We start from the raw sequence: 11,041 nt of genomic DNA, 5'->3' as shown, positions 1-11,041 counted from the left end.
TGGGCAGCCGCGCGCCGAATTTCTTGCGCTGTACGCGTCGGATGTCCTCAAGCCACTCGCGGCCCGAAACATCGAGCCAGCCTTCAATCGCCTCCGCTGTCACCCCTTTTTCCTGTAATTCTTTCTGTATGCGCAACGGCCCGTAGCCCCGGTTGCGCCGCGCCCGGATCAGGCTTTCCATGAAACGATCGTCGGAAACGAGATGTTCCTGCTCCAACCGTTTCACGGTCTCAGCGGCAAGCGCTTCCGCGCATCCTTTTTTCAACAGCTTGTCGTGCAACTCACTCCGGCTGTGTTCGCGCCGCGCGAGATACTGCATGGCGAACTGACGCGCCCGCGCCGGAGTGATCTCCGGCGAATCCGGTTTCAGGTTTCTTCCTCCGCCGTGGCTTCCACTGCCTCTTCGTCACCGGCCGCCACCTTGATTGCCGTCATGGCCTTCTCGCGGATGCGTTTCTCGATCTCGGCGGCGATGTCCGGATTGTCCTTCAGGAACTGGCGGGCGTTGTCCTTGCCCTGGCCGATGCGCTCCTTGTTGAAGCTGTACCAGGCGCCGGTCTTGTCGACGATGCCGCTCTCGGACCCGATGTCGACGAGTTCGCCTTCCTTCGAGATGCCTTCATTATAAATGATGTCGAACTCGGTCTGGCGGAACGGCGGTGCGACCTTGTTCTTGACCACTTTCACGCGCGTCTGGCTGCCGATCACTTCTTCGCCCTTCTTGATCGCGCCGATGCGGCGGATGTCGAGGCGCACCGAAGCGTAGAACTTGAGCGCGTTGCCGCCGGTCGTAGTTTCGGGATTGCCAAACATCACGCCGATCTTCATGCGTATCTGGTTAATGAAGAGCACCAGGGTATTGGAGCGTTTGATGTTGGCGGTCAGCTTGCGCAGCGCCTGACTCATCAATCGCGCCTGCAAACCCATGTGTGAGTCGCCCATTTCGCCCTCGATCTCGGCCTTGGGGGTCAGCGCCGCCACCGAGTCGATCACCACGATATCCACGCCGCCCGAACGCACCAGCATGTCGGTGATCTCGAGCGCCTGCTCGCCGGAATCCGGCTGTGAGACCAGCAAATCATCGATGTTAACGCCGAGCTTCTTGGCGTACAGGGGATCGAGTGCGTGTTCCGCGTCGATGAAAGCCGCCGCTCCGCCCAGTTTCTGGACCTGGGCGATCACGGAAAGAGCCAGCGTCGTTTTTCCCGAGGATTCCGGTCCGTATATCTCCGCGACCCGGCCGCGCGGCAAGCCGCCGATGCCGAGGGCGATATCGAGCCCCAGCGACCCGGTGGAAACCGCCTCGACCTGCTGCACCACGCCGGCGTCACCCAGGCGCATCACCGAGCCCTTGCCGAACTGTTTATCGATCTGTCCCAGGGCCATGTTCAATGCCTTGGTTTTGTTGGTATCCATGCCTGTTCTCCTGCGGTAAACCGCCTAAACGGTTGTTCAGTGCACTTAGAAAAGCTGTGTTACAAACGATTATTCCACAAGTCTCTGGAGCGGCCTAGCCCTACCGTGCTATGAAATTACAGCTATGAAATCAGGAGCCACGGAAGAGAATCGAACCTGAATATCGTGCGGTGGTTGTAGGTTGTTTGAGACCATTACTTAGTTAAGGTAATTCCAAAGGGGTGTCCGTTGGGGATGTTTTCAGGAACTGGCGAGTTTATTCAGCTAAATGGGGATGATTCAAAAACTTCCTTGAAACCGTGTCAGCAAAACATTTGTTTTGTGGGCTTCCAACACAGCTAAAACTGGGTTCAAATAGAAATGATTTATTCTTAGATTTTTAGGCCTCGTGTTACTTGGACGGGGAGTGTCTATGCGGCTCATTTGAAAAACACCGCCGCCCAATTAAAGAAGCAGTCAATCACAAGTAGTTTGGCGACGGCCCGAAACACACGTCTACCGTTCTCCACCCGATCTGTATATCGTAGTGATGCTATTCATGCAAAAGTCCCACACTCATTCAGACCCCTCAGTGGCCAGAGCGATTGGCGCACATCGAAGTCCGTTTCGAGTCTTCCCCTCGCTTTGCACGCCACGCCGACAATGTTGGCCGGGTGCCCAACACCCCGGCGCCTTGCGGCGCCGGGGTGACTCCGCGGACTATTGATAGCTGCCGGCGGTGGTGACGGAGACGGGACTCGCACCCGCCGCGACCGTGGCGGTGGCCATCGGCGTGAGGCTACCGTCCGCACCGATCGTGTATTGCGAGACGTTAGCACTGGTGGCGTTCGCCACGTAGGCGTACTTCCCGCTCGGATCGACGGTGACGGAGGCGGGATTCGTTCCCGCCGCGACTGTGGCGGTGGCCATCGGCGTGAGGCTCCCGTCCACACCGATCGTGTACTGCGAGACGGTGTTGTCGTTGAAGTTCGCCACGTAGGCGTACTTCCCGCTCGGATCGACGGTGACGGATATGGGAACCGACCCCGCCGCGACCGTGGCGGGCACATTCGCCGTGAGGCTACCGTCCATACCGATCGTGTATTGCGAGACGTTAGAGGTGCTGGCGTTCGCCACGTAGGCGTACTTCCCGCTCGGATCGACGGTGACAGAGGTGGGATTCGCCCCCGCCCCGACCGTGGCGGTCGCTATCAGCGTGAGGCCCCCATTCGCACCGATCGTGTATTGCGAGATGGTCGCGCTGGCATCGTTCGCCACGTAGGCGTACTTCCCGCTCGGATCGACGGTGACGGAGAAGGGACCCGCCCCCGCCGCGACCATGGGGGTGGCCATCGGCGTGAGGCTACCGTTCGCGCCGATCGTGTCTTGCGAGACATTATCGCTGCTGGCGTGCACCACGTAGGCGAACCTCCCGCTCGGATCGACGGTGACGGAGAAGGGATTCGCCCCCGCCGCGACCGTGACAGTGGCCATCGGCATGAGGCTACCGTTCACGCCGATCGTGTACTGCGAAACGTTGGCGCTGCCGTCGTTCGCCACGTAGGCGTACTTCCCGCTCGGATCGACGGTGACGGATTCAGGACCCATCCCCGCCGCGACCGTGGCGGTGGCCATCGGCGTGAGGCCCCCGTCCGCGCCGATGGTGTACTGTGAGACGGTGTTGTCGTTGTTAGCCACGTAGGCGTACTTCGGCACCGGGGCGGTCGGGCTCGCGCCATGACTCATCGCCAACGAATTCGGAGTGACCTGCGCGGCGACCGTGGCGGGCACATTCGCCGTGAGGCCCCCATTCGCACCGATCGTGAACTGCGAGATGGTATTGGTGAGAATGTTCACCACGTAGGCATACTTCCCGCTTGGATCGACGGTGACGGAGTAGGGAATCGGCCCCGCCCCGACCATGGGGGTCACCATCGGCGTGAGGCTACCGTTTGCGCCGATCGTGTACTGCGAGACGGTGTCGTTAAATTGGTTGGCCACGTAGGCGTACTTCCCGCTTGGATCGACGGTGACGGATTCGGGACCCATCCCCGCCGCGACCGTGGCGGTGGCCATCGGCATGAGGCTCCCGTCCGCACCGATCGTGTACTGCGAGACGTTGGCGCTCTTCGAGTTCGCCACATAAGCATATTTCCCGCTCGGATCGACAGTGACGGAGGCGGGCTGCGTCCCCGTTGCAACTGTGGCAGTGGCCATCGGCGTGAGACTCCCGTTCGCACCGATGGTGTACTGTGAGACATTGGCACTGCCACCGTTCGCCACGTAGGCGTACTTCCCGCTCGGATCGACGGTGACGGAGGCGGGATTCATCCCCGCCGCGACCGTGGCGGTGGCCATCGGCGTGAGGCTCCCATTAGCACCGATGGTGTATTGCGAGACAGTGTTGTCGCTGTTGACCACGTAGGCGTACTTCCCGCTCGGATCGACGGTGACGGAGGCGGGACCCGCCCCCGCCGCGACCGTGGGGGTCGCCATCGGCGTGAGGCTCCCGTCCGCACCGATCGTGTACTGCGAGACGTTGGCGCTGGTGGCGTTCGCCACGTAGGCGTACTTCCCGCTCGGATCGACGGTGACGGAGATGGGAAACGTCCCCGTTGCGACCTTGCCCGCGAACGTGAGGCGGCCGGTCGCGGCATTGACGGCATAGGCCGCGATGCTGTTGTCTCCCTGGTTGGTTACATAGGCAAAACGCGGGAAGACGGCCGTTGCGCCGGTGGATGGGGTGCCTCCGCTGCTCTCGCCCGAGTCGCAGGCCACCAGCAATAACACCGCCAGGACGGCCGGAATCGTCGCGCGAATGCGTCGCAGGATCATGGGTTTCATGGTTTCTGAGTCATATTTATTGATTGTTGTAAAACCGGGTCCCACCCCTTTGAGCTACCCGAACTAGGTGGAATTGGCCGGCCCGATTAGGGCTTAATGCGTTTTCGGGCTTTAAAAACCGAGTTGTGTTTCGGTGTCACGGCTAGCGGCGCCGTCGACCTATTCCCCAGGACGCTGTGCGGTTGTGTGCTCACACCTGGCTGTAGCGGTATCGCCATTGCTTAATACCAATATACGCTTCCTTCAGTTTGAAGGGCAATATATAGATACACACTGTGCTCAATTTGTGCTCAACGCCACCTCTCTCCAGCTCATTCCAGCCTACTCCAGCCAAGATGAGGCAATACCATAAATCATTACTGCGGTAGGCTGGAGTGAGTAGAAATGAGCTGGAGTAGGTTGCCGTAGGTTGGCAGGAATTAATTCACACGGCAGGGGTCGCAGGTTCGAACCCTACATCATCCACCAACCCTTGTTCCATTTTTAGTCACACGCAGCGCTGCTCATACCAACGCCGCGCTTGCCATCCACCCTCCCCAGGTGATCAGCGCGCCACCGCTCGCGCGGCTGACCCATAATCCTCGCGGCAGGGTCTTTTCCAACAACACGAAGACGGTCAGCAGCGCGATCCACAACAGGTTCATCACCCCGACGACGAACAACACCAGCATCAACAGCCAGCAACAGCCGGTACAGTAGAGTCCATGCCGTAGACCCATAACGAGCGCGCCCGAGGTCCCGTCGCGCCATTCATTGAGTAGAAACGCCAGCGGCGAGCGGCAGCGGGCTAGGCAGGCGTGCTTCGCGGGGGTCCACTGATAGACGCCGGCGGCGATCAACACCGCGCCTCCCAGCAACGGGCTAGTACCGACCATCGCGGGCGAGATCAGCATCGCGGCGTGCATTCCCCATTGCACCAAGGTGGCCGCCAGGCTGAAGCCGGTCCATACAATGAGATATCCAAACAGAAACAGCCAGCTCGCGATAAAGGATTGGCCTTGGGCACGACGCTGGTGTTGGATGCGGGCGAACAGGAGAACCACGAGGCTGACCGACGGGGCCATCATGCCCGTCATCATGATGGCCCACATCGTGAACACCAGCGCCAGGTCCCACGGGCCCCAGACGTGGTTGCCGGGCATTGCCATGTCCACCAGGTCCATGTGATCCATGGCCCATGCCTGATAGACCAGGTAAACCCACGCGAGCAGCGTGACGCTAACAATGCTGCCGATAACTACGGCGCGGCTGGCTGGTCTCCCGAGCTTTCCCTCAGGCTTGGTAGCTGAAGGGAGAATAGAAGCCATTCTTCTGGGAAACCTCCACGCTGTACCCGTGATCGTGATAGCTGAGCTTCTTCGAGTGGCACACCACCGCCGGATAGCCCGGCACCGCCGTGAACGGGACGTTGGCGAGCGTAACGTCTTGTCCGCCTTGGCCGGCCAGCGCCTCGATCTCCATTTGCGCCACCTGCGGAATCGTCAGGCTGCGCTGCTTGCCGTTGGCGCGGTAATCGATGGCGACGCTTTTGACGCCCAGGACCTCACCGATCAACGGCCCCAGGTTCGCCAGATGTCCACCGGCCTGTCCCGAGAAAATCTTGGTCAAGGCGTCGCGTTGCTTGTCGTTGGCCTTCTGATCCACGTACAAGGCGACTTTCCATTTCGTTTGCAGCATGTGTCCGGGCGTGTGCGCAAACAGCACGGCATTGAGACCATCGAGCCGGGTGTCGTCGAAGCTGCCTTGGTCGACATGCCAGGCGAGCAGTACATTACAGTCGCCGTCGGTCGGCGGGCCGGTGAACACGCACGGACAGGCCGCGTTGCAGTTGCAAGCTTCAAAGTAGGTCCCTGCGACTTTCCATTGTGTAGCCATGATGTCTCTCCTTTACTCGTGCCTCCACTGGTTATGCGATTTGTTTATCAGTAATTAAAGAATTTTTTGTTGTTACTACTTTTTCAGCTTTGCCTTGACCCATTGTTCCGCGGGAGGCTGGCCGGGAACACTGCTGGTTATCGTTCCCTCAAGCGCGTTGCCCTTGACGGTTCCTTTCCAATGGAGTTTCTGGCCTTGGGCGTTGGCGATCTCGGACTCGAAGATAATGGTTTTCCCCTGCGCCGTTGCGGTATAAGGAGCGGTGCCGAAACCCGTGCTGCGGCAAAATGACGATTCAAACTTGCCATCCTTAAAAATCAGTTCGTCCTTATCGATAGGTTCGACGCTGCCCTTGTTGCCGAATTCACCGGCAAAGGTCTTTCCATCGAGCGGACCCGCGACGGCGGGCAGTGCCATTCCTAGCATCGCCACGGCAAAAACCGTGACAAAATAACGAAGCCACATCGCTATGCGTTGCATTAGCATTGTCTTTCTCCTCCGTTCAGAAATATTAGACTTGGAAACAAAACCCAACAATTGAGCCGCATAAAAAGGTCAAGAGTCAGAAGCGTGAGTCGCCGTGGATATAATTTCTGTCCCCGTTTATGGGGTGTCTCCGAATCTTGAACTGAATTTAGTATGAAGCATTCTCCGCGTTAGAAGCAATTAAAAGGAGCAGATGAATATAAGGGAATACTTAATTAGCGAGATCAAGAACAAGAACAGCGTCAGAGCACCAACAATCCGGTGTATTTACGGCGTTCGGGGGCGACGGTCCCGCGTTCCCGTGGCGTGGTAACTGTGCCCACTTCAGCGGATAAATTCGAGCAGGCCCTGAAGTGCGGCGATGACCGATTGCCGGCGCACATTTTCACGGTCACCGGTAAAAAGATGTTTCGCGGTAACGGACTCGCGCTTCTTCGCGGCCCAGGCGATGCAGACCGTGCCGACCGGTTTCTCTGGCGTGCCGCCGCTCGGACCAGCAATACCCGTAATCGCGAGCGCGACCTGCGCGTGGGAATGGGTGAGCGCGCCTTCGGCCATGGCACGTGCGCACTGCTCGCTCACGGCGCCATGGCGTGAGAGGATCGTGGTGCTGACGCCCAGCATCTCGCGCTTGGCGAGATTGGTGTAGGCGACGAATCCACGCTCGAACCACTCGGAACTGCCCGCCACCGAGGTGATCACCTGCGCCACCCAGCCGCCGGTGCAGGATTCGGCCGTGGCCAGCATCAGCCCCTGCCTTTTGAGCGCATGCACCACTTCGCGTATTAATAAGGTATCAATTTCCATATGAGCGCCGGGTGACGGGTCAGTCGTTGCCGGTACTTATAATAAACTCCACAGCATCTTCACGCCGAGAATAGTCACAAAGGCGGCGAATATGCGCCGCAGGGTGGCATCGGAAAGCCGATGGGCGAGGCGCGCGCCGAACGGCGCGGCCAGTATGCTCGCCCCCACGATTCCGGCAAACGCCGGCAACACCACATAGCCAACGCTCCAGGGCGGCAATCCTTCTACGTTCCATCCGGCCACGACATAGCCGACGGCGGCGCTGAGCGCGATGGGAAATCCGATCGCCGCCGAGGTTGCAATCGCCTGGCGCGCCGGCACGCCGTACCAGGTCATGAACGGCACCGACATCGAACCGCCGCCGATGCCGAAGAACGCCGACATCAGGCCGATCACCCCGCCGACCGCGCTCACCCCCGCCGCGCCCGGCAGGCGGCGGCGATGCGCCGACGTCGCCATGGTGCCGCGCGACATCTGCAGCGCCAGCAGGAACATGAACACCACGAACATGATGCGCAGTGTCCGCCCCGCCAGTACATGCGCGATAGCCGCGCCGAGCAGCGAGCCGACGACGATGCCGGGCGTGATGCTTTTGAAGATGGACCAGTTCACGGCTCCGCGGCGCTGATGCGCCAGCACCGAGGAAACCGCGGTAAAAACAATCGTGGCCATCGAGGTGCCGAGCGCCGCCTGCATGATGACGTCCGGGTTGACGTGCTGGGTCTCGAACACCATGACCAGCACCGGCACGATGAGCGCCCCACCGCCGATGCCGAGCAGGCCGGCCATGACACCGGCCAGGCCGCCCATCACGATCAATGTCAGTGTTTCCATGAACCATCCGCCGGGACGTTTCCGTCCATCATACGCTGCTCGCTCATCCGTGTTTTTCTGGAGCAGGACAAATGGCAGGACGCTTTGGTGCTATTTCCCGTACATGTGGTCGGGCAGCCACATGACGATCTGCGGGAACACCGCCAGCAGCACGATCGAGAGCAGCATGATGACGAGGAACGGCAGCACGCCGTAAATGATTTGTTTGAAGGTGATATCGGGGGCGATGCCGTTGATGACGAACAGGTTGAGCCCCACCGGCGGATGGATCAGGCCCATCTCCATGAGGATGGTCATGATGACGCCGTACCAGATCAGGTCGAAACCGTGTGCCTGCAGGCCCGGCAGGATCACGGGCGTGACCATGAGGATGATCGCCACCGGCGGCAGGAAGAAGCCCAGTACCACCAGCAGCACGTTCACCCAGAACAGGTAGGCCCACTTGGACAGCGGCAGGCTCACCAGCCACTCGGTGGCGCTCTGGGTGATGTGCAGATAGCTCATCACGTAGGTGAACAGGAATGCCGTGGCGATGATCATCATGATCATGCAGCTTTCACGCGCGGCGCCCGACAGGATGTCCTTGAACTCGCGCCAGTGATAAACGCGGTACACCAGGACCACCATGAGCAAGGCGCCGAACGCGCCCACCCCGGCAACTTCGGACGGCGTGGCCCAACCGCCGTACATGGCCGCCATCACCACGACGATGAGCGCGACGAACGGCAGCAGCCGCGGGATGGTTTCGAAACGCTCCCGCCAGCTGAAGCGCTCTTCCGGCGGCAACTGCGCCACCTGCGCCGGGTCCATGCCGGCCAGCATCCGGCGTTTCTCGCGCACGCTGGCGTAGACCACCCACAGCGCAAAAAATACCGCGAGCATGACGCCCGGCACCACGCCGGCCATGAACAGCCTGCCGATGGATTGCTCGGTGATGATGCCGTAGATGATCAGGGTGATGCTTGGCGGGATCAGGATGCCGAGCGTGCCGCCCGCGGCGATCAGACCTGCGGCCAGTTCCGGTGAATATCCGCGCCGGCGCATCGCCGGGATGCCCATGCCGCCGATCGCGGCACAGGTGGCGGGGCTCGAGCCGCACATGGCGGCGAAGATGGCGCAGCCGGCGACGTTCGCCACGCCGAGTCCGCCGGGCAGGCGGTATAGCCAGCGGTGCGTGGATTCATACAGATCGACCGCGGCGCGCGTCTTGCCGATAGCCGCGCCCATCAGGACGAACAACGGGATCGCGAGCAGGGTGAAATTGTTGAGCTCGCCATAGAACGTCTGCGCGATCATGCCGATGTTGGCCGCCGGCATGAAAATGAACATGAACAAAAGCGCGACGCTGCCGAGGGCGAAGGCGATCGGCACGCCGCTGAAAAACAGCAGAAACGCGGCACTGACGTAGAGCAAGCCGATTTGGAACGTGGTCACGTCATTCCCCTACTACATCGTGTTCGACAGCGGCGGTCGGGTGCAACAAGTCGTCGCCGATCTGCACCAGCAGCTGCAGACAGAGCGTCGTCATCCCGAATCCCATGAAGGCATAGGGAATCCACTCCTTGGGCGCCCAGGTGGAATTGCTGACCCAGCCGCCCTCCCAGGCCTGGTGGAAATGTTTCCAGACGTAAACAGTGACAAAAGCGCAAAACAACAGCGACAGGATGTCGCTCAGCAGGCGCCGGCGGCGTTTCCACCGCGCCGACAACAGCCCGTCGAGCACTTCGATGCCGACGTGGCCACGTTTCATCTGGGTGTGTGCCGCCGCCAAAAACGTGGCGGCGATGAGCATGAAGATATTGAACTCGAGGTTCCAGTCGTGCGGCTGGTGGAACAGATAGCGCCACACCACTTCGTAGGAGATCGCAAGCGTGGAGACGATAATAAGCAACGCCGCCACGTAGCCGAGAAAAACATTGAACCGTTGGACGACGGCGCCGAACCAGTCCCAGGCCTTGAGCATAAGGTGCCTTCCCGTCAGGCCCCCTGTCGCGCGACAGGGAGCGATGGCCGGATTACTTCACCGCCTCCGCCATTTCCATCAGCTTCTTGCCATCCTTAACGTTGTCCTCGAAGTTCTTCCAGGCGCTCTCCTTGGCCAGCTTGCGCCATTTCTGGAAGGTGGCATTGTCCATGTCGTGCACTTGCGCGCCCGCCTTGCCGTAGACTTCGGCCAGGGTCTTGTCGTCCTCGTGGCAGGAATCGACGGCGAACTTTTCCAGGGACGCGCCGACTTCCATGACAATCTTCTGCTGCGCCGGGGTCAGGGAGTCGTAGGTGGCCTTGGACATAAGCAGCGGCTCGAACATGAACCAGAAAGTCTTGTCGCGCGCCGTGGTCACGTGCTTGGCCAGTTCGTACAACCGGAAGCTGACGAGCGAAGCGCTGGAGGTCCACACGCCGTCGAGCACGCCGGACTGCATCGCGCTATAGGTCTCGTCGGAAGGCACGTTGGTGATGGAGCCACCCGCCGCTTTGAGCAGCTCGTCCATGGACTTGCCGGCGCCGCGCACCTTGAGGCCCTTGGTGTCTTCCGGCACCAGGATCGCCTTGTCGCGCGACACGCCGCCACCGGCCTGCCAGATCCAGGTGACGATCTTGACGTTATGCTCGTCGAGGATGCGGGTGAGCTCCTTGCCGATCGGGGCCTGCTTCCAGCGATAGCCCTGCTCATAGCTGGTGATCAGCGCCGGCATCAGCGTGATGTTCACCTCCGGGATCTTGCCGCCGGAATAAGCGAGCGGATAGAGCGTCATGTCCAGGGCGCCGGCCGAGAGCGAGTCGAGCTGCTGCATCGTCT

The 11,041-nt window shown here is 60.5% G+C and carries 11 protein-coding genes; all 11 read right to left on the bottom strand.

The window, feature by feature from the left end; all coding sequences use genetic code 11:
* A partial coding sequence (locus ACC569_RS12405) for a regulatory protein RecX (RefSeq protein ID WP_372523849.1) occupies nucleotides 1–319 on the bottom strand: 319 nt, incomplete at its 3' end.
* A 47-nt stretch (nucleotides 320–366) separates the two neighbouring features.
* Nucleotides 367–1,416 (bottom strand): recombinase RecA, encoded by a 1,050-nt coding sequence (gene recA / locus ACC569_RS12400; protein ID WP_372523848.1) that lies wholly within the window; start codon nucleotides 1,414–1,416, stop codon nucleotides 367–369.
* A gap of 699 nt (nucleotides 1,417–2,115) precedes the next feature.
* Complete coding sequence (locus ACC569_RS12395) at nucleotides 2,116–4,239, bottom strand: lactonase family protein (protein WP_372523847.1); 2,124 nt, start codon at nucleotides 4,237–4,239, stop codon at nucleotides 2,116–2,118.
* 503 nt (nucleotides 4,240–4,742) lie between these two features.
* Nucleotides 4,743–5,546 (bottom strand): DUF2182 domain-containing protein, encoded by an 804-nt coding sequence (locus tag ACC569_RS12390; RefSeq protein WP_372523846.1) that lies wholly within the window; start codon nucleotides 5,544–5,546, stop codon nucleotides 4,743–4,745.
* Complete coding sequence (locus ACC569_RS12385; RefSeq protein ID WP_372523845.1) at nucleotides 5,512–6,114, bottom strand: DUF1326 domain-containing protein; 603 nt, start codon at nucleotides 6,112–6,114, stop codon at nucleotides 5,512–5,514. The genes ACC569_RS12390 and ACC569_RS12385 overlap by 35 nt, the downstream gene beginning before the upstream one ends.
* Before the next feature lie 75 nt (nucleotides 6,115–6,189).
* Nucleotides 6,190–6,600, bottom strand: a complete 411-nt coding sequence (locus ACC569_RS12380) for a hypothetical protein (RefSeq protein WP_372523844.1) — start codon at nucleotides 6,598–6,600, stop codon at nucleotides 6,190–6,192.
* A gap of 324 nt (nucleotides 6,601–6,924) precedes the next feature.
* Entirely contained in the window at nucleotides 6,925–7,407 is a 483-nt protein-coding gene (locus ACC569_RS12375; RefSeq protein ID WP_372523843.1) for a CinA family protein, read from the bottom strand.
* A gap of 36 nt (nucleotides 7,408–7,443) precedes the next feature.
* Nucleotides 7,444–8,241: a sulfite exporter TauE/SafE family protein gene (locus ACC569_RS12370; RefSeq protein ID WP_372523842.1), complete on the bottom strand. Its 798-nt coding sequence runs from the start codon at nucleotides 8,239–8,241 to the stop codon at nucleotides 7,444–7,446.
* A 90-nt stretch (nucleotides 8,242–8,331) separates the two neighbouring features.
* A complete protein-coding gene (locus ACC569_RS12365; RefSeq protein WP_372523841.1) occupies nucleotides 8,332–9,675 on the bottom strand; it encodes a TRAP transporter large permease in 1,344 nt (447 codons plus the stop codon).
* A gap of 1 nt (nucleotide 9,676) precedes the next feature.
* On the bottom strand, nucleotides 9,677–10,204 hold the full coding sequence (locus ACC569_RS12360) for a TRAP transporter small permease subunit (protein ID WP_372523840.1): 528 nt from the start codon (nucleotides 10,202–10,204) through the stop codon (nucleotides 9,677–9,679).
* A 52-nt stretch (nucleotides 10,205–10,256) separates the two neighbouring features.
* Nucleotides 10,257–11,041 (bottom strand): TRAP transporter substrate-binding protein DctP (gene dctP / locus ACC569_RS12355; RefSeq protein ID WP_372523839.1); only part of this gene is annotated, 785 nt, incomplete at its 5' end.

This window comes from Sulfuricaulis sp. (genome assembly GCF_041499725.1).
GTDB lineage: Bacteria > Pseudomonadota > Gammaproteobacteria > Acidiferrobacterales > Sulfurifustaceae > Sulfuricaulis.
Note: the sequence above shows the minus strand (reverse complement) of the source record. Positions and strands in the feature narration are given on the sequence as shown.

Bases quoted from the DNA above. Each gene is read 5' to 3' on its own strand.
- ACC569_RS12360 (WP_372523840.1), bottom strand. From the start codon at position 10,204: ATGCTCAAGGCCTGGGACTGGTTCGGCGCCGTCGTCCAACGGTTCAAT.
- recA (WP_372523848.1), bottom strand. From the start codon at position 1,416: ATGGATACCAACAAAACCAAGGCATTGAACATGGCCCTGGGACAGATC.
- ACC569_RS12375 (WP_372523843.1), bottom strand. From the start codon at position 7,407: ATGGAAATTGATACCTTATTAATACGCGAAGTGGTGCATGCGCTCAAA.
- ACC569_RS12390 (WP_372523846.1), bottom strand. From the start codon at position 5,546: ATGGCTTCTATTCTCCCTTCAGCTACCAAGCCTGAGGGAAAGCTCGGG.
- ACC569_RS12395 (WP_372523847.1), bottom strand. From the start codon at position 4,239: ATGAAACCCATGATCCTGCGACGCATTCGCGCGACGATTCCGGCCGTC.
- ACC569_RS12380 (WP_372523844.1), bottom strand. From the start codon at position 6,600: ATGCTAATGCAACGCATAGCGATGTGGCTTCGTTATTTTGTCACGGTT.
- ACC569_RS12385 (WP_372523845.1), bottom strand. From the start codon at position 6,114: ATGGCTACACAATGGAAAGTCGCAGGGACCTACTTTGAAGCTTGCAAC.
- ACC569_RS12370 (WP_372523842.1), bottom strand. From the start codon at position 8,241: ATGGAAACACTGACATTGATCGTGATGGGCGGCCTGGCCGGTGTCATG.